The sequence below is a fragment of the Polyangiaceae bacterium genome (assembly GCA_020633205.1).
GTDB lineage: Bacteria > Myxococcota_A > Polyangia > Polyangiales > Polyangiaceae > JAHBVY01.
Genome location: JACKEB010000015.1, coordinates 1 through 17,664 on the forward strand (window position 1 = coordinate 1; position 17,664 = coordinate 17,664).

General features: G+C 65.3%; 16 protein-coding genes. 11 read left to right on the forward strand and 5 right to left on the reverse strand.

Features of this window, described 5'->3' with window-relative positions:
* The 3 genes from H6718_22945 to egtD all read right to left on the reverse strand — a co-directional run.
* A partial coding sequence (locus H6718_22945; protein ID MCB9588283.1) for a hypothetical protein occupies window positions 1-468 on the reverse strand: 468 nt, incomplete at its 3' end.
* Between the two features lie 123 nt (window positions 469-591).
* Window positions 592-1,560: an alpha/beta hydrolase gene (locus H6718_22950; protein MCB9588284.1), complete on the reverse strand. Its 969-nt coding sequence runs from the start codon at window positions 1,558-1,560 to the stop codon at window positions 592-594.
* A 60-nt stretch (window positions 1,561-1,620) separates the two neighbouring features.
* The gene (egtD, locus tag H6718_22955) at window positions 1,621-2,619 is read right to left on the reverse strand and encodes an L-histidine N(alpha)-methyltransferase (GenBank protein MCB9588285.1); all 999 of its coding nucleotides are present in this window, start codon (window positions 2,617-2,619) and stop codon (window positions 1,621-1,623) included.
* Window positions 2,620-3,050: 431 nt separating this feature from the next.
* Between egtD and H6718_22960 the strand changes: the two genes are divergently transcribed.
* From H6718_22960 to H6718_22975, 4 genes are all read left to right on the forward strand, one after another.
* Window positions 3,051-3,926 carry a flap endonuclease gene (locus tag H6718_22960; protein ID MCB9588286.1) on the forward strand — a complete coding sequence of 292 codons (876 nt, stop codon included), beginning with the start codon at window positions 3,051-3,053 and terminating at the stop codon, window positions 3,924-3,926.
* 42 nt (window positions 3,927-3,968) lie between these two features.
* Window positions 3,969-4,742 carry a glutathione S-transferase N-terminal domain-containing protein gene (locus tag H6718_22965; protein ID MCB9588287.1) on the forward strand — a complete coding sequence of 258 codons (774 nt, stop codon included), beginning with the start codon at window positions 3,969-3,971 and terminating at the stop codon, window positions 4,740-4,742.
* A 219-nt stretch (window positions 4,743-4,961) separates the two neighbouring features.
* Window positions 4,962-5,822 carry a hypothetical protein gene (locus H6718_22970; GenBank protein ID MCB9588288.1) on the forward strand — a complete coding sequence of 287 codons (861 nt, stop codon included), beginning with the start codon at window positions 4,962-4,964 and terminating at the stop codon, window positions 5,820-5,822.
* 24 nt (window positions 5,823-5,846) lie between these two features.
* Window positions 5,847-6,992, forward strand: coding sequence for a PrsW family intramembrane metalloprotease (locus tag H6718_22975; protein ID MCB9588289.1), 1,146 nt, complete (start codon window positions 5,847-5,849; stop codon window positions 6,990-6,992).
* A gap of 1 nt (window position 6,993) precedes the next feature.
* Here the strand turns inward: H6718_22975 and H6718_22980 are convergent, their stop codons facing one another.
* Window positions 6,994-7,674: a 5-formyltetrahydrofolate cyclo-ligase gene (locus tag H6718_22980; protein MCB9588290.1), complete on the reverse strand. Its 681-nt coding sequence runs from the start codon at window positions 7,672-7,674 to the stop codon at window positions 6,994-6,996.
* 175 nt (window positions 7,675-7,849) lie between these two features.
* Between H6718_22980 and H6718_22985 the strand changes: the two genes are divergently transcribed.
* From H6718_22985 to H6718_23000, 4 genes are all read left to right on the forward strand, one after another.
* Window positions 7,850-8,572 (forward strand): glycosyltransferase family 2 protein, encoded by a 723-nt coding sequence (locus H6718_22985; protein MCB9588291.1) that lies wholly within the window; start codon window positions 7,850-7,852, stop codon window positions 8,570-8,572.
* A 9-nt stretch (window positions 8,573-8,581) separates the two neighbouring features.
* Window positions 8,582-10,042: a hypothetical protein gene (locus H6718_22990; GenBank protein MCB9588292.1), complete on the forward strand. Its 1,461-nt coding sequence runs from the start codon at window positions 8,582-8,584 to the stop codon at window positions 10,040-10,042.
* A 90-nt stretch (window positions 10,043-10,132) separates the two neighbouring features.
* On the forward strand, window positions 10,133-11,020 hold the full coding sequence (locus H6718_22995) for an SDR family NAD(P)-dependent oxidoreductase (GenBank protein ID MCB9588293.1): 888 nt from the start codon (window positions 10,133-10,135) through the stop codon (window positions 11,018-11,020).
* 343 nt (window positions 11,021-11,363) lie between these two features.
* Window positions 11,364-12,644: a serine/threonine protein kinase gene (locus H6718_23000; GenBank protein MCB9588294.1), complete on the forward strand. Its 1,281-nt coding sequence runs from the start codon at window positions 11,364-11,366 to the stop codon at window positions 12,642-12,644.
* Window positions 12,645-12,656: 12 nt separating this feature from the next.
* Here the strand turns inward: H6718_23000 and H6718_23005 are convergent, their stop codons facing one another.
* Complete coding sequence (locus tag H6718_23005) at window positions 12,657-13,145, reverse strand: GNAT family N-acetyltransferase (GenBank protein MCB9588295.1); 489 nt, start codon at window positions 13,143-13,145, stop codon at window positions 12,657-12,659.
* 116 nt (window positions 13,146-13,261) lie between these two features.
* On the opposite strand from H6718_23005, the gene H6718_23010 reads away from it, so the two are divergent.
* From H6718_23010 to H6718_23020, 3 genes are read left to right on the forward strand one after another with little or no spacing between them, the layout of a single operon-like run.
* The gene (locus H6718_23010) at window positions 13,262-14,464 is read left to right on the forward strand and encodes an acetylornithine/succinylornithine family transaminase (GenBank protein MCB9588296.1); all 1,203 of its coding nucleotides are present in this window, start codon (window positions 13,262-13,264) and stop codon (window positions 14,462-14,464) included.
* Window positions 14,461-15,372: an ornithine carbamoyltransferase gene (argF, locus tag H6718_23015; GenBank protein MCB9588297.1), complete on the forward strand. Its 912-nt coding sequence runs from the start codon at window positions 14,461-14,463 to the stop codon at window positions 15,370-15,372. The genes H6718_23010 and argF overlap by 4 nt, the downstream gene beginning before the upstream one ends.
* Window positions 15,373-15,382: 10 nt before the next feature.
* Window positions 15,383-17,659, forward strand: coding sequence for an HAD family hydrolase (locus H6718_23020; GenBank protein ID MCB9588298.1), 2,277 nt, complete (start codon window positions 15,383-15,385; stop codon window positions 17,657-17,659).
* The last annotated feature ends 5 nt before the right edge of the window (window positions 17,660-17,664 follow it).

A 17,664-nucleotide genomic window follows, 5' to 3' on the forward strand; every position in this document is an offset into this window, starting at 1 on the left:
CGTGCCCGCCATTCCACCCGTGCCTGCGGTTCCACCCGTGCCTGCGGTTCCACCCGTGCCTGCGGTTCCGCCCGTGCCTGCGGTTCCGCCCGTGCCTGCGGTTCCGCCCGTGCCTGCGGTGCCAGCCGTGCCTGCGGTGCCAGCCGTACCTGCGGTGCCAGCCGTACCTGCGGTGCCCGCTGTACCTGCGGTGCCCGCTGTACCTGCAGTGCCCGCGGTGCCGCCCGTGCCGCCGGTTGCGCCCGTGCCGCCGGTTGCACCCGTGCCGCCGCTTGCGCCGGAGCCCGCGGTTCCGCCACTGCCTGCTGATGACCCGCCAGCGCCTTCCGGGATCTCGCTGCGATCCACATCGGTGAGCAACGTACAGTTGGTCACGAAGAGGCCTGCCGCGAGCAGGGCCAGGAAGCTCGGGGCGCGTGAGAAGCTGCCACCACGTCGAACGGAATTGTTTAAGGAGTGCTTGGACATAGATGAACCTCGCAGGGCTGCGGCATCATCCCCAGCCCACTCGGAGATCGCAAGGGTTTGTGCCTCATCTGAGCGCGCGCCAGCTTTCGACCCAGTCAAAGTGCGGCCCGCGGTAGGTGGTCGTCACGGCCCAGCGACCGCTGTGTGACGCTCCAGAAAGCTGAAAGCCGCTCGCCACTTGGCCCTCGCCTCCGGGCGCCAAAGCATGGCGTTGAAGCCGTGAATTTCGCCTGGATGAATTGACAGCTCGCAGCGTCCTCCTCGCGCTCTCAGTGCGTAACACAGCGCCTTGCTGTCCCCGAGGAGTGGATCTCGGGTGCCGCAAGCCAGAAAGAAGGGCGGCAAGGGCCGGGTGCCAGGTCCTGGCTTCGCCTGGAAGCAGCGCAGGGGTGAGGCAAGAGGCGCCGCCGCAGCGCGCTCCTCCAGAGGGCGGCCCACATACGACGTTCCCGCTTGGCGGAGTGCGACACGTAGCCACCAAGGCATACCGGCTCGGTCGAAGCGGTCCATGTCCTGCATATCGAACAGGCCGTAGATCGGTAGTACCGCGCGGATGCGTAGGTCGTGGTCGAATAACCTACGGGCGTAGCTCTCCGGACGGGGGTGAGTTGCGCAATACGCCAACGCCGCCACCAGGTTTGCCCCCGCGCTCTCGCCAGCCAAGCATAGCCGCGTCGGGTCCGCCCCGAACTCCGATGCGTGACTCGCCACCCAGTCGAGGGCAGCAGACGCGTCCTGTAGTGGAGCTGGAAACCGGTGGGTGGGGCCCAGCCGATAGTTGATGTTGAAGACCGCAAAGCCAGCCGACGCAAACGCCAGCGCCATGATGCGATGGGTGTCCTTGCTCAGCACGGCGAAGCCTCCCCCGTGCACGTACAGCAGCGCCGGTGGGCTAGGCCTCCCGATTGGACGATAGACGTCGAGCAGATGAGCGCGCCTCGTCGAAGGCGCGTAGCGAACGTCTCGGGTCACTTCGACTCCGTAGCGGGCCGGGCTGGCAAGCGGGAGCCGGTAGCCAATGGCCGCGGCCGTGTGTACGGCGCGGTCCCAGGTACGGATCAACGCGCGCTCCAGCACGCATCGAGTATGCAACGTCCGACGGGACTCTGGCCACCTCGGTGTGCCGAACGCTAAAGTCCCCGTCGTCCGACGTCAGTTGCGGCTCGGGAGTCTTGCGAGGCTCAGAGCGAACGCCTGATCGCTGGGGGTGAACCAGTTGGCGAGTTCCAGCCCAGCTGCGCCAAGCAGCTCCGCAACGGCCGCTTCGGAGAACTTGCGGCTGATCTCCGTGCGCATGCGCTCGCCGAGCTTGAACTCCACCTCGAGATCCAAACCCCCAAGCCGTACCCGCTGCTCCGCGAGGCTCTCGAGGTGCATCTCGATTCTCCGCGTGTCCTCGTCGTAGAACGCAATGTGCTTGAACCGCGCCTCGTCGAAGTTCGCCCCCAGCTCACGGTTCATCACGCGGAGCACGTTGAGATTGAACGCCGCGGTGACCCCCTCTGCGTCGTTGTAGGCTCGGTCGAGAGTGGCCTTGGCTTTCACCAAATCCGTCCCCAGCAGCAATGCGTCACCGGGCCCCATTGTCTTGGCGACACGCTGAAGAAAACGAATCGCGTCTTGCTGTTCGAAGTTGCCGATGGTCCCACCCAGGAAGGCGATCAGTCTTCGGTCTCCGCGTGGAATTAAGTGGAGGTGGTGGTCGTAATCGCCGACCACCCCGTGGACCGAGAGCCACCCGTAGCTGGACAGCAGTGTCTCCGCGCTGTGTCGGAGCGCGCTCTCGCTGACGTCGAATGGAACGTAGCGAGGCTGCAGACCTTGGCCGGCGGCCGAGGTAAGCAAGACGTGGGTCTTTCGCGCCATGCCGCTACCTAGCTCCACCAGGTGGGTCGGTCGCACGCTGCGCATCACGCGCTCGGCGACTTGCTCCAGCAGCCGTTGCTCCGTCCGCGTCGGGTAGTACTCCGGTGTGCGGCAGATCGCATCAAACAGCTCCGAGCCCCGAGTGTCGTAGAAGTGCTTCGGGGGAAGCTGCTTTGGCGTGCGCGTCAGACCTGCGAGAGCGTCCTCGCGTAGTGTGTTGGACTGGCCAGGGCGGACATGGACGTCGACCAAGAGGCGTGAGCCACGGGTTTCGGTGGTGAGCATGGTACCTCGTGTGCGTCGGAGCGGTGAGCAGTGTCAGAGTTCGTTGGCCGTTGGAAAGCTCACGCCGCGAGGACACGGCATGGGTTCTGGGGCGAAGCGTCGCGCCGCTGAAAGCGAGTGCTCGCCAGAGCACCTCAACCGGTGGCTCACGACGCGGAGACCCCTCTTCCGGCGAGCATCCTGCACGGGATAGGGGCATACGTCCACCACCGGCAGTGGTTTCTCACACAGCTGTTGCCAACGCTTTGTCAGGAGTCCAGAGAAGCTTCGAAGAGCGGCGCTGCCAGGATGTTTTCGAGTCCTGCTAACGCCTGCGTTGTGGTGTACGAATTCGTAGCGAGGATTGACGATGGCCACGAGGCGTCTGATGCATGGTGCTTCTCGAGGTCTCTGAGGCTCGCGCTCACCCCATCCACGAGCACTGAGGATCGATGCAAATCCATCTGATTGATGGCACCTATGAGCTGTTTCGCGCGTTCTATGGGGCGCCCTCGTCGACCGCTGGCGGGCGAGAGGTTGGAGCGACACGGGCGCTGTTGAGCAACTTCGCGAACTTCGTCAGTAGCCCTGACGTAACCCACGTAGCCGTCGCCTTCGATCACGAGATCGAGAGCTTCCGTAACGCGTTGTTTGATGGCTACAAGACGGGCGACGGCATCGATCCGGATCTGTTCGCGCAGTTCCCACTCGCGGAAGAAGCCACGCGTGCCCTCGGGGTCGTCGTTTGGCCAATGGTGGAGTTCGAGGCTGACGACGCGCTCGCGGCTGGGGCGGCTCGCTACTCCGAGTCGCCCGAGGTCGACCGGGTCGTGCTCTGTTCTCCCGACAAGGACCTCGCGCAGTGTGTCTGCGATCGAGTCGTGTGTTGGGATCGACTCCGAGACAAATGGTTGGACGTGGATGGGGTGAGGGAAAAGTTCGGCGTCGCTCCAGAGTCCATCCCTGACTACCTCGCGCTAGTCGGTGACGCCGCGGACGGGATCCCCGGCATACCGAAGTGGGGTGCAAAATCGGCCGGCGTCGTGCTCTCCGAGTACCTGCATCTGGAGCACATCCCGGCGCGCTTCGAGGACTGGAGCGCGAAGCCCCGAGGCGCGGCGCGGCTCAGTTCCGAGTTGGAAGCCGCGCGCGAGGCGGCGCTCTTGTATCGCCGCCTCGCGACGTTGCGCCGAGACGTGCCCCTAGAGGAGACGCTGGATGACCTGCGTTGGAAGGGCCCGGATCTGAAGCGCCTTGGGGCGCTGAGCGAACTGATTGGCTCGGACACGGTGCTCCGCAAAATGAGCGCGATCGTCTCCGCTGGCTGAGCTACCCCGCCCCGCTGCTTGCCCGTGTGGTATGGGCGTTGCGTGCTGACGCTGCTCTACCTTCACTATTCTCCGTGGTCCGAAAAAGCCGCGTGGGCGCTGGACCATCATCGCGTCCTGCACGCACGTAAGGACTATCTGCCCTTGCTTGGAGAGCCCCTCCTCAGGTTACGTGTCAAGAAGTGGCGCGGACCAGTGACTGTGCCCGTGTTGTTCGGGGGACATGATGTGTGGGAGGATTCCCTCTCCATCGCTCGCTACGCCGAGTCGGTTGGCAGCGGGACCAGTCTGTTTCCGGGAGGAACCGTATCGCTGGATGGCCGACTGCTCGAGTACGACCGCGTGGCGGATGAGCTAATGAACTCTGGACGCGCGCGTGCCGCGGAGCGCGCAGCGCCTCGCGAGGATGTGTTGGTTGAAAGCCTCCCCCCCGCGTTCCGCATCAGCGGCCCTGTCGCCCCCCATGTGGGTAGGCTGGGAGTTGAGTTTCTGCGTAGAAAATATCTCACGCGAGACCTGAGCAGTGAGCAGCACCTGCAACGCATGCGACGTGCTCTGGATGGCTTGCGAGCGGCGCTCGCCCCAGATTCGGAGCAAGAGGGCGCCGCGCTGGCTTCCCCGGATGCCTATGTGCTGGGGAAGTTTTCCTACGTGGACATCGCATTTTGCGCGGCATTGCAGTTCGTGCGGCCCGTGGCGGATAGCTACATCCGGCTCGGTCCCGCAAGCCGAGACGCGTGGACGGATCCAGCGCTTGGGGACTACGCGGATCTGCTGGCCTGGCGGGACCGCGTTTACGACGCACACCGTCGTTGACGCACGCATGGAGGTCCGGCGCGTGGGGAGGAGCTCGCCCGCGTCGCCAGGAATGAAGCGCCAATGAAGCGCCTGGAATGAAGCGCCAGGAAGAAAGCGGCAGGGCCGCTGCGCGGGCATCTTTGAGCTGTCTCGCGAAGCTGCTTTCCAGTGGGCGGGCGGAATGCTCCACGGTTTTTGGCTGGCGGTTCGTGACCCGGGCCCATACGCTTTGTCCTCATGCAGTCTTTCTTGAGGTTCGTAGTCGCAGGTAGTGTGCTGACCTTGAGTGCGCCGGCGCTCGCCCAGTGGCAACAGCCGAGCAACGGGCAGCCGGCCCAACCGGGCTATGGACAGCCCGGCTATGGGCAACCTGGATACGGCCAGCCCGCGAATGGTCAGCCTGGGCAACCGGGGCTCAGCTCTGGTGGGTTGCAACCGCCCAGCGGCCAATCGGACAGTGCGGCCCAGGCCACTGAGGCGGATCTCGAGAAGTCGGAGAAGGAAGACTCCGGGCGCGGCTTGGAGTTCATCTACCTCAACGTCGAAGCAGGCTATGCCCATATCGGTCTGCAGACGTTCAAGGCCAACGACATCGTCGACGCTGGCACCCAGAAGACCACGGATAGTGGCTATGTGTTGGGAGCCGGACTCGGGCTGCGCCTGGTGTTCATCACCATCGGGCCGCGCTTTCGTCTGAACAAGTTCAGCGAGTACGACATGTGGACGCTAAACGCCGAGCTGGGCATCCATATTCCGCTCGGAAATTTTGAGCCCTACTTCACCTTCGGCGGGGGCTACGCCAGTATCGGTGGTTTCAGTTCCGACAACATCGGTTCGCAAATCAACTCGAGCGACGTTCAGATCACCGGCTACGACGTGCGCGCCGGCGCTGGCTTCGACCTGTACCTGAGCCCATCGTTTTCGATCGGGGCGAACCTCACGGGGGAACTGCTCGGGCTAACGCGCCCGGGTGCCACACTCAACACGTCGGCCTCCGCAGGGAGTTCGCAGGAGGCTCAGGCGAAGGTTCTGGAGGCCGACGGCTCCAGCGTGGGCACCTCCGTGGCCCTGACTGGTGTGCTTGGCTTGCACTTTTAGTCAACCCCAGGCAGAGCCGACTGCGTGAACATCGGCGTCGCCCTCCTGCTAGCGCTCCCAGCGCCGCTGATCGGTGGTCTGGTCTGGCTTCGGGTTGGCCGGCTCAGGCCGGTACCGCCGCGTGTGGTCTTGGCGGTAGCGGGGGCGAGCTTGGTGTTCGGGGCGGGGGCGCTCTATGTCGAACACCTGCTGCTGAAGTTCACCGACCTCAGCCTGCGAGTGGAAGGGGGAAACGCCGGCACCGCCGCGCTCGCGATGTTCCTCTTGGCTGCGCCACTGGAGGAGGCAGCCAAGGTTGGCTGCGTCTGGCCGCTCTATGCTACCGGACGCTTGCTCAGCCCTCGCGTGGGTTTGCTCTACGGCGTAGCGGCGGGCGTTGGCCTGGCTGTCGTTGAACTCATCACGGCGAGCCGTGCGGTGGAGCTGAGCGGCTTGACGGGAGCCCAGCTACTGCTCGGGATCCCGCTTCAGTTGTTCGCGTCGGGGTTGTGGGGATACTGGCTCGGCAGAGGCGATAGACCGCGCGGAAAGTGGTTCCGCGTGGCTTGGCTGGTCGCGGTGGCCATTCATGGACTCTACGCGCTGCTGATCAGCTCCGGCTCACCCAAGCTGGTCGCGTCTGCGCTGCCGCTGGCGCTCAGCATGGGGGCCACTGGTTGGTTGGCCTTGCGGGACATGACTCCAATTGAGGGCAGCGTCGGTCACGAGCGCCGCGGCATCTTGAGGTCGCTGCCCGAGCCGCCGTCCCTCAGGGCGATGCGTCGTGCTTTGCGGCGTTCCGATCGACCGATCATGTTGCACTGGATCCTGATCGGTGGGCTCGTGACCCTCGGCGTGATGTTGGTCAGTGTGGGGGTTGCCGTGTGGTTAGGCCATGAGCTCGCGATTGACTTCAGTCACGCAGAGAGCAGCGGACCCGAGGCCGGCGCGCCGCTGCTTCTGTTGGGCAGTGCGGTGTTGCTCTCGTTCCCGGTGGCTGGCTTTCTGGTGGCTCGCGCCAGCGACGCGAGCAGTGTGCTCGAGCCTGCCCTCGGCGCTTGCATCGCGATCGTGCTCTTGGCGCTCACGCTGGCCGTCAGCACCTCTTCCGGCGTCTTGATGTCGCTCGGCTTGGCTCCGGTCGCGTTCTTGCTGGCGTGTGTGGGAGCCTGGTTTGGCACCACCGGTTAGGCTATTCGTTGCCATCCAAGCGCCGCCAGCGCGCCGCAGCTGCTGAGGTCTCGACTTGCGCGTCCTTTGATTCTGTGTGGAAAGCTCGCTCGTCGCTGACGATCCAGTCTACTCGCACATCGTGGGGCTGACTCGGAACCTCAGGCACGAGCTGAAACTCGAAGCCGACACCGACAGCGACACCTGGTGGACAATAGTCCGGTAGCGTGGCGTCGTAGAAGCCTCGCCCGTAGCCGAGGCGATGGCCGTCGCTTGCGAGGAGCAGCGCGGGCACGGCGATCCATTCAATTTCGCCGTTGGCAGCGGCGGGCACCGCATCTGCGGGTTGACGAAAGCCCCAGTCCGATTCGACCAGTTGTGATGGGTCGTCGACCAAGCCAAACCCGGTGGTCTGGCCGCGGAGGAAGGGGTAGTACACCCGCTTGCCCGCTTCACGCGCCATGCGGTCCAACTCGCGCAAGTCCACCTCTCGCTTGCCAGCCAGCGGCCAGAAGAGCCCGACACCTGTGGCCGCGACGTAGCTTGGGAGCGCCACCAGTCGCTCAATGATCCGTGCGGATCTGGCTTGAGCCGCTGCCTCGGGCAACGCGGCCCGGTTCTTGCGAATTCTGTCTCGCAAGTGCTTGCGGATACGCGTCGCAAGCAGGCGTTCCTGCTCCTCCGGCAACTCTGGGCGGCTCACGCCCCAGCTATAGTCTGTGGCGTGGCACGTCGCCACCCAGGCTTGGTCCGCTGGGAGATCCCAATGCCTGACACCGCCCAGCTCTCTCGCCGCGTGACATAGCTGCGCGCTAGGCGGCAGCATTCGGTTGTTTGTTCGCGCGCTGGCGCCCACGTTTGGCGTATACAAACCAGCGATGTCCCGAGCGAAGTACGCCTTCGTGGTCCCCGCATTCGACGCGGAAGATCGTGTCGCCGAGGTCGTGCGAGAGCTCTTCTTGTTGGAGAGCGGAGCCCCGATCATCGTCGTGGACGACGGCTCAGGGGACGCCACTGCCGCCAGAGCTCGCGCCGCGGGCGCACGCGTCGTGCGCCACCCTGTGAATCGTGGAAAGGGTGCGGCGCTGATGACCGGCTTCGAGGTCGCCCACAGGCTAGGAGCCAACATGGCGGTCACGGTGGACGCCGATGGGCAGCACCTGGCTCATGAGGCGTTGAGACTGGCGGAGAATCCGGCGCCCTCGGAGAGCCTGGTGCTGGGCATTCGTGACCTTGCGCGGGATCAGGCGCCTGGCAACTCTCAGGTCTCGAACGCCATCTCGAATCTGTTTCTCTCCGCGTTCACCGGACATCGCCTCGCGGATACACAGTGTGGGCTCCGTCGCTACCCACTCCCTCGCACTCTAGATCTCGGTACGCGCGATCGCGGCTACGCGTTCGAAGCGGAGGTGTTGCTCCGGGCATCGCGCGCTGCGATCCCGATCATCCAGGTGCCGGTCGAAGTGTACTATCCGCCGCCTGATCTCAGACAGACACATTTTCATGTGGTAAAAGATCCCTCGAGGATCGTGCGCCGCGTGCTGAAGACGCTGGTCTACACCCGGCTCAGCCCCCCCAGGCTGCGTGATGGTACCAAGTAGGGGTAGGCCATGAGCTCCTCCCCCCCAAATCCGAGCGCTGCGCCGCATTCCGTGCTTGCTAGAGTCGGTGGCTGGGTGCGGAGACACCCTAGGAAGCTCGGGGCGCTCCTGGTGTTGCTGGCCATTCCGCTGGCGTTTCATGGCTACGTGCTCATGAGGAGCCGCATGCGGCCGCCCCCCATCGCGCTGCAGCAGCTGACTCTTGGTGAATCCTCGGGGATTCGATACGCGACCTGGGGAGCACAAGCCAAGCTCGACCCGTCGAGCGACTATGCTCGCTCCGTCGGGAAGCTCGAAGAGGTGCGATTGATCGGGACTCCGAGCCAAATCGGACAAGTCCACGCCGTATTGCTCAAGGCGGAGATGGATCGCACCGAGGAAGTCGTTTGGGGCCTGTTTCGTCAGCACGTCTCCAGCCGCCTGGCGCGCGCGTTGCTGCTCGACTTGGCGCGGCTCCGCTACGCCGATCTAGACAGCGAGCTGAGCGCTGATCGTCGACACGAGATCGCGACCCAGGCCTTAGCGTATCAGCCGGACCCTTTCGACTCCGAACTACCGACCTACCAGCGCTTCGTGTTCTTGAACGCGCTCTACGACATCAGCCTGAGCTTCGAGCAGTCCCCACTGATCGGCTGCACGACATTCACTGGCAAAACAGCGAGCGGCGGCGGCATGCTGGCCCGCGCCTTCGATTTCGAGGTGCACCCGATCTTCGACAAGGAGAAGATCGTTTTCCTGGTGCGGGAGGACGGCAAGTTGCCGTTCGCATCGGTTGCCTGGGCGGGCCTCGTGGGCGTCGTGAGCGGCATGAACTCGGAGGGCGTTTCCGTGGTGGTGCACGGGGCGCGCGCTGGAGAGCCCGGCGTCGTTGGAGAGCCCGTCGTTCACGCCCTGCGTCGAGTGCTCTCCGAGGCGCACACCACGACCGAGGCGGCCAAGCTGCTAGCCGAGCGTGAACCGTTGGTTAGCCATCTGGTGATCTTGAACGACGCGCAGGGGCACGCGAGGGTCGTGGAGCGGGTGCCGGGGCAAGCGAATGTCGTGCGTGCACTGGAGGGCGCAGCGTGTGTGACGAATCACCTGGAAGGTCCCAGCTCCAAGGACCGCAAGAATCGCCGCGTGCGCGAGCTCACCTCCACGTTGCCGCGACGCAAGCGTGGAGATGAACTGACCACCGACCAAGGACCAACGCCACTGACCGCGCAAGTTGCAGCGGACTGGCTCAGAGATCGCAAGCTAGCAGGTGGGAAGAGCCTGGACCGCGGTGACCGACGGGCGATCGACGCTGGCATCGCGACGCACGCGATCATCGCCGACTCGGGTGCTCATCGGCTGTGGGTTAGTGAAGGCCCGAACCTCGACGGCGACTTCGTTGCCTTCGATCTCGACCAGTTGCTCGCCGAAGACTACATCCCCGCTGCGAGTGAGACCGCCCGCGAGCGCATTGCAGGCCGCGCCAAAGCTCCATGAATCCGCGAGACTGGAAGGCGCCATGGGGCTTGCCCCGAGCCTGTCCTCCTGTACGGTAGCGCCCCGCTTCATCCAAGTTTGGAGGCTCGTATGGCAATTGATTTCAAGGGCAAGGTCGCGATCGTAACGGGTGCAGGCAACGGCTTGGGCAAGAGCCACGCGTTGTCTCTGGCCAAGCTAGGCGCCAAGGTCGTGGTGAACGACCTCGGAGGTAGCGTGGATGGCTCTGGCGGGTCGAGCGACGCTGCGAATGCCGTCGTCGAGCAGATCCGTGCGGAAGGCGGCGAGGCGGTCGCCAACGGTGCTTCCGTCTCCGACCGGGTCGGCGCCGAGAGTATCGTGAAGACCGCTGTCGACGCCTACGGCACCGTCGACATCGTGATCAACAATGCGGGTATTCTGCGCGATCGCACCTTCGCGAAGGTGACGCTGGACGACTTCGAGTTGGTCGTGAACGTGCACCTGTTGGGTGGGATGTACGTGACGAAAGCAGCCTGGCCAATCCTGCTGGAGAAGCAGTACGGGCGCGTCGTGCTCACCACTTCGTCGAGCGGCTTGTACGGGAACTTTGGCCAGTCGAACTACGGCGCCGCAAAGCTCGGGCTCGTCGGCTTGATGAACACGTTGAAGCTCGAGGGCGAGCGCAAGAACGTGAAGGTCAACTGCATCGCGCCCATCGCCGCGACGCGTATGACAGAGAACCTTGGGATCCCTGAGGAAATCTTCAATCGCTTGAAGCCAGAACTCGTCACGCCTGCGGTGCTCTTCTTGTGTAGCGAGGGCGCGCCCAACGGCGTGACCATCGAGGCGGGCGCCGGACACTACGCAAAGGTCGAAGTCATCGAGAGCGCCGGGGTCAACCTGGGTGACTCCGTGAGCGTGGATGACGTCGCTGGCGCGTGGGACAAGATCAGCGACATGAGCGGCGCCAAGGCCTACAAGATGGGCGGCGAAGTCACCGCGAAGCTGGTCGGCTGAAGGCAGCACTCGAGTGCTGCTCTGGCTCAACCAGATCGCGTCATAGCGGGTCAGAGCAGCAGCGGTAGCCCATATCGATATCGCGATCGTAGGCGTCTCTGGTGTGAGCAGTTTGTCGTTCGCGTCGTGGGGCTCCGACTCGCTGTAGGGAGCGGGCGACGGGTTGTGGGTTCCAGACGACAGCGAAGTGGGTTCTGCCTCGTTGCTGCGCTTTCCAGCCGGGCATGAGGCTTCGCCACTAGGAAAACCGAGGGATTTAGCGGGCTTCGTTGGCGTGGCATGCCAGCGCGCAGGGGCGGCAGTGCCGGAGTCGCCACGGCACACCGGTTGCACTGTGCGGCGTGTGAACTCGCCGGTCCCGAATCTTCAGACGCCTCACCCACGGTCGGTCGACCTGTCTTTCCAGGGGGAGCCTCACGCAGCGCTCGAACCGGGCAGCGTGGTCCAAGGCTACCAGCTGCTGCACTCCGTCGGCGCCGGCGGAACGGCACAAGTGTTTCAGGCGGTGGAGCTAGCGACTGGCCGCATGGTTGCGTTCAAGACGGCGTTGCCGCGCCTGCGCCAGAACGGACACCTCGCGCAACGTTGCCGCAGAGAAATGCGGATCGCCTCACGGCTCGCGCACGAGAACATCGTGAGCGTCTACGACGCGGGCGAACACGCTGGCGTGCCCTTCCTGGTGATGGAGTGGCTCTCGGGTGAAAACTTGCGGGCTCACCTGACCCAGCGTGGATTCCTCGAGGCGAAGGAGGCGGTGCGCTTGATGCAACCGATCTTCTCGGCGGTCGCCCACGGGCACGGGATGGGGGTCATCCATCGCGACATCAAGCTGGACAACATCGTGCTGCATCGTGAGTACTTGCCCGATGGTCATATCCGTGTGGTACCAAAACTGGTTGACTTTGGGGTGTCGCGGCTGATCGGCGCCACGGCGCTCACCCTGGACTCCCGCGCGAGCTTGCTTGGCACGCCCCAGTACATGGCGCCCGAGCAAGCTCGCGGCGAAGCTGAAATCGGACCGGAGGCGGATCAGCACGGGTTGGCGGTGGCGCTCTATGTCTTGCTGTGTGGCCACTTTCCCCGAGCCGCTGCGAACTTGGGTCAGCTCGTGAGTCAGGTGGCGCTCAGCGGCTTCACGCCGCTGTCTGCTAGGGCGCCGAGCTTGGACCCGGAGCTCGTGCGCATCGTCGAGCGCGGGATGGCTTGTGAACCTCGAGATCGCTACCCTAGCGTCGCGGCCTTTGCTGCGGCGCTCGCCGAGTGGCTGCGGCAGAGCGAGGCGGACACCTTGGTGGAACCTGTGTCAACGCTTCCCACTGCCTCGACTGTCTTGCTGCGGGGGGAAGGGGGGGAGAGCGAGCGGCACCTGGAGTTCCCTCACCCCCAAACCCTCGAGCTCACTCAAGGCACGTGGATGCTGCGTTCGGCGGTCCAAGAGCGAACGCTGATGTCGCAACCTGCGCCCCGTGAAGGCACGGTCGAGAGTGCACCGCCGAGCAGCCTGAGCGCGCCGGAGTCGCCGCTACAGGTAGCCGCAGCTAAGCGCAGCGACTGGGCTTGGCTCGGGGTCGCTGCACTGGTCGCGGCGTTGGTCGTCGCATCACTGGCGCTCTCCTTAGTATAAATCCGCGCGGAACTATATGTAGTTCTTGCGGCGCCCCATGAAGCGCCCCGGCGGCGCCTCCACAAAGCCGAACTTACGGTACAGCTCGTGGGCGTCGTGGGTGCCGAGCAAGCACAGCCTGAGCGGCTGGAGCTCCGGTTGTGCCAGCACCGTCTCGACCAGCCAGCTGCCAAGGCCACGCCCGCGATGTTCTTCACCCACGATCACGTCGCACAGGTAAGCGAAGGTCGCGGCGTCGGTGACCAGGCGGGCGAAGCCCACCTGACGCTCAGGCGCGCCGGTTTGTTCCGGCTGCTCGTAGAGGCCGAAGCACCAGGAGCCGCGCACGGCGCCTTCGACGACTTCGGGCGGGATCCCCTGGGCCCAGTAGCTGTGCTGAAGCTGCCAGGTGAGCCAGTCGAGCTGGAGCCGCGCGCGCTCGGTGCTGATCACGTGAGCACCTTCAGCGCTTTGGCGTGACCACCGCCGCGGCTCGCCAGTTAGTGAAGCGACGTGTTGCATGCGGCTGATTTGGGGCAGCCTGCGAGCCGGCTCCAGGGACAGCGGCTGAATTGCCTCGTGGACAGACGCGCGCCATGTGGCCCCCACCCGCGGGCTGGGGTATGCGTTCGGCCGCCATGAGCAACACTTCCGAGCTAGTGCAGGTTGCCAAAGCGAGCCTGTATCCGAACTACCGCCAGCCCGATCTGGTCTTTGGTCACGGTCGTGGAGCCGAGCTCTTCGATCTCGACGGCAAGCGCTACATCGACCTGTTCGCCGGCATTGCCGTGAGCACGCTGGGGCACGCTCATCCGAAGCTCGTCGCGGCGATCAGCGAGCAAGCCGGCAAGCTCTTGCACCTGTCGAACTACTACTACAACGAGCAGAACGTGCTCTTGGCAGAGCGCCTGTGTCGCCTGACCAACATGGAACGCGCGTTCTTCTGTAGCTCGGGCACGGAGGCCATCGAGGCGATGCTCAAGCTCGCGCGGCGTCACTTCTGGGCGAACGACCAGAAAGACCGCGTGCGCGTGATTGCGTTCAACAAGGCGTTCCACGGCCGCACGCTGGGGGCGCTCGCAGCGACCGGTCAGCCGAGCTACCAGGAAGGCTTCGGTCCGCTCTCACCCACCACGCACGTCAACTACGGCGATCTTGACGCCGTGAAGGCAGCGATGGGCGACGACGTGTGCGGCATCATCGTGGAGGCCGTCCAAGGTGAAGGCGGCGTGACGCCGGCTCCTGAAGGCTTCTTGCAGGGGCTGCGTGAGCTGTGCACGAACGCTGGTGTGCTCTTGCTCGGAGACGAAGTGCAGACCGGCGTCGGGCGCTGCGGTACTTTTCTAGGCTTCCAGAGCTTCGGCGTGGAGCCTGATGCGATCGCACTAGCCAAGGGCCTCGGCGGCGGCGTGCCGATTGGCGCCATGGCGTGCAAGCCGTTCTTGATTGATGCGTTGCCTCCCGGAAGTCACGGCAGCACCTTTGGTGGTAGCCCGCTGGCGTCCGCTGCGGCGAACGCCGTGCTCGACGTGATGGCGGAGACCCAGCTGATGGACCACGTGTCCAAGCTGGGCGCTTACCTCGGACAGCAGCTGTCAAACCTCGCGGAAAAGCACTCGAAGATCGCCGCCGGCGCTCGCGGTCGCGGCCTCTTGCAGGCGTTGGTGCTGAAAGAAGGCGTGGACGCGCGCGGCGTGGTGGAAGCGCTGCGCGACAAGGGCGTGTTGGTCACCGTCGCTGGCGGGGTCGCGCTGCGCTTCACGCCGCCCCTCAACATCGAGCAGCCCCTGCTCGACGAGGCGCTGAAGATCGTCGACGAGGTTCTCGGAGGTGTGGCGTGACTCGGCACTTCATCGAACTCGCGGATTTGGGTGAGGGGGGCATCGTTCGCGCGCTGGACAGCGCCGATCACTTCCTCGAGACCCGCGGCACCTCAGAGCATCCGCGTCCGCTGACTGGCAAGAGCATCGGCTTGGTGTTCCAGAAGGCCAGCACGCGCACGCGCCTTTCGCTGGAAGTTGCGGTCAGTGAGCTCGGTGGTCACCCCGTGGTGCTCACCTCGAGTGGCTCCCAGCTGGGGCGCGGCGAGCCGATCAAAGACACCGCGCGGGTGCTCGGGCGCATGGTGCACGGCATCACCTTCCGCACCTTCAGCCACGGCGAGCTGATGGAGATGGTGGACTTCGCCGGTGTGCCGGTGCTCAACGCGCTGACCGACGCGGGTCACCCCATGCAAATCCTCGCGGATTTGCAGACAGTGCGTCGCAAGCTGGGCAAGCTCGCGGGGCTGAAATACTGCTGGCTCGGCGACGGCAACAACATGGCCAACAGCTGGATTGAAGCGGCAGGCCTGTTGCAGCTGGAGCTCGCGCTGGCGTGCCCCGAAGGTTACGACCCGGATGCTGCAGTCGTCAGCAAAGCCAAAGAGCGGGGCGCCAAGCTGAGCATCGCGCGCCGCCCTGAAGAGGCGATTGAAGGCGCCGACGTGGTGAGCACGGATGTGTTCACCAGTATGGGCCAGGAAGCGGAGAGCGCCGCGCGGCTCAAGGCATTTGCCGGCTACGAGCTGAACGAGACGCTCCTGGAAAAGGCTGCAACCAAGTCCATCGTGCTCCACTGCTTGCCGGCCCATCGCGGAGAAGAAATCTCCGAGGCGGTGCTCGAAGGCTCGCACAGCGTCGTGTGGGACGAGGCAGAGGCGCGGCTGCACACGTCGAAGGCGCTCTTCGCCTGGGCGTTTGGCGGCTGAGAATTCGCATATGGATACGGAGCTGACGCCGTCGCCGACAGCGGGCGCAAGGGACTCTGCTGGGCTCCTGCGGGTCACCGAGCGTCCCTGCGATCGCTGTGGAAAGCCCGTCGATCCGTTGCGCGCGCCCCGTGTCGCGATCTTTCACGAGCGCTTCCACTACTTCTGCTCCGCGGAGTGTCGCGAAGGCTTCGATCCCGAGAACGCCGGGGCAGAGCTGCCAGCGCCGCGGCGCATGGGCGCGCTGCGCCAGGAAGACGTGATCGCGACCCTGGCTCAAACGCCGGATGATCTCGGCTTGCGCCAAAAGACCGCCGAGGCGCTCAGCGAGATCGTTGAAGCCGGACTCGAGGGCGGTCTATCGGATCCCGACGATCTCGGTCCGGTTGCTGATCCTCGAGGAACCGGTGTCGAGGTCGTCGAGCCGACTGATCTGCCGACCCTGATGGTGTTGATGGCAGGTCTGGCAGGGCTGCTGTCGCTGCTCCTGTCACTCGCGGGCGACTTTCGCGCCCTGGTCTTCATCCGCGCGATCGTGCTGGTGGTTGGCAACGCCGCCTTGGTCGCTCGCTACTTTGCTGGCGCGCGAGACGCGACGGAACCCCACCCCGTTGCGCTGATGGGCGCGCCACTTGTTGCGGCACTCGTGACCCTGGTCACGTCGCTCAGCTCGGGTCCGAATGAGATCGTCAACGTCGCTGGCGCAGCCCTCGTCGCGAGCGCCGCCGGGATCTGGCTGGTGCAGCGCGCGCGGCGCCCGATTGAAGCGGAGCGTGAGCACATCCAGACCTCCCTCGCCGCGGCTACTCGGCGCGTCGTTGGACAGGAGCTCTCGCCGGCTACCGCCAACGAGCTGCATCCCGGCGAAGAAATCCTGATCGAGGCGGGCGAGACGGTGCCCGCGGACGTCAGCATCATCGCCGGGGAGGCGCAGGTCGAGCCGTGGCTAGGCGCGGGTCATCGCGAAGCCCGCGGTGAAGGTGAATCCTTGGTTGCTGGGGCGAAGGTCGTGCAGGGGCGTGTACGCGCCATTGTTGCCTGGTCCGGCCTCGACCGCGCGTGGGTGCGCCTGACGAACGACCCGCGTCGCCGCGCGGAATTGATCGCGCCGAGCGCGCGGGCGGGGCGTTTGCTCGCGGAGCGTGGTGGTCCCGCGCTCGCTTTGGTGGCGGGCCTTGCGGCGCTGGCCGCGGGTGCGTCTTGGGTCGGCGTGCTCGCCTATGTGGTGGCCGCTCAAGCCGCTGTCGCCACGGCGGGGGTCGCGCAGATTGGCGGCTTGCACGTGGGTCTTGGCGTGCTCTCTGCGCTTCGGCGCGGGGTCGCGTATCGCAGCGCCGCGGCTTTCGAGAAGGCTGGCCACGCCACGGTTGGCGCGTTCTGTGCGCGGGGTACGTTGCTCCTCGGTGAGCCCGAAGTGGCGAGTATCGAGGTGTTCGGAAGTGATCCTGCGGAGCGCATCCTTGGTTGGGTCGCGGGGGCTGAGGCGGGGTCCACGCATCCTGTTGCGGTTGCGGTGACCCGCGCAGCGCGGGATCGTGGAGTGCGGCCCGACGGGGTTCGCAGCTTGACGACGCTGCCCGGTCTTGGCGTGGTGGGTGTCACCTCAGGTGGTGAAGCGCTCGCGGTCGGGAGCCGCGCCCTGATGTTGCGGGAACGCATCGGCGTTGCCAGTGCGGAGGCGCGCATCAACGAGCTCGAGGGCATGGGCCGCACCGCGTTGCTGGTTGCGGTGGGCGAACGCCTCGTTGGGCTGGTCGGACTGCAGGATGGTTTGCGCCCCGGTGCGCGTGCGGCGGTCCAGTACCTGCTGGACGCGAGCATCGAACCGGTGCTGATCAGTGGAGACGCTCGGGAGACTTGCGAGGCCCTGGGTCGTTCTCTGGATATCGATCATATCCGTCCGGAAATTTTGCCGGCGGATCGCGGCGCGGAGATCAAGCGCCTGGCGGATGCAGGCGCGCAGGTGGTCGTTTTCGGGCGGAGCCCGGCTGATGACGTCGCCCTTGGAGCGGCCGATGTGTCCGTGGCGCTGGCCTCTGCGGGATCGATCAGCGCCGAGTGGAACGTGCAGCTAGCGACCGATGCGATCCGGGACGCCGCCTTTGCTGTTGCGGTAGCCGGACGCGCACGGCGTGAGGCGCGCCTCGGCGTGCTGCTCGCGGTGCTCCCGGGCGTCGTTGGCGTAGCAACCATGGCAGTGGGCGCGCTGAGCCCGGCGGTGACGCCGGTGCTGGCGTTGCTCGGCACTGCCATCGCCGTTCTCCGGAGCAACAGCCAGTCGGGTTGAGTGGC

Coding starts and splice junctions, on each gene's coding strand:
- egtD (MCB9588285.1), bottom strand. CDS start 2,619: ATGCTCACCACCGAAACCCGTGGCTCACGCCTCTTGGTCGACGTCCAT.
- H6718_22995 (MCB9588293.1), top strand. CDS start 10,133: ATGGCAATTGATTTCAAGGGCAAGGTCGCGATCGTAACGGGTGCAGGC.
- H6718_22960 (MCB9588286.1), top strand. CDS start 3,051: ATGCAAATCCATCTGATTGATGGCACCTATGAGCTGTTTCGCGCGTTC.
- H6718_23010 (MCB9588296.1), top strand. CDS start 13,262: ATGAGCAACACTTCCGAGCTAGTGCAGGTTGCCAAAGCGAGCCTGTAT.
- H6718_22990 (MCB9588292.1), top strand. CDS start 8,582: ATGAGCTCCTCCCCCCCAAATCCGAGCGCTGCGCCGCATTCCGTGCTT.
- H6718_22970 (MCB9588288.1), top strand. CDS start 4,962: ATGCAGTCTTTCTTGAGGTTCGTAGTCGCAGGTAGTGTGCTGACCTTG.
- H6718_22985 (MCB9588291.1), top strand. CDS start 7,850: ATGTCCCGAGCGAAGTACGCCTTCGTGGTCCCCGCATTCGACGCGGAA.
- H6718_23020 (MCB9588298.1), top strand. CDS start 15,383: ATGGATACGGAGCTGACGCCGTCGCCGACAGCGGGCGCAAGGGACTCT.
- H6718_23005 (MCB9588295.1), bottom strand. CDS start 13,145: ATGCAACACGTCGCTTCACTAACTGGCGAGCCGCGGCGGTGGTCACGC.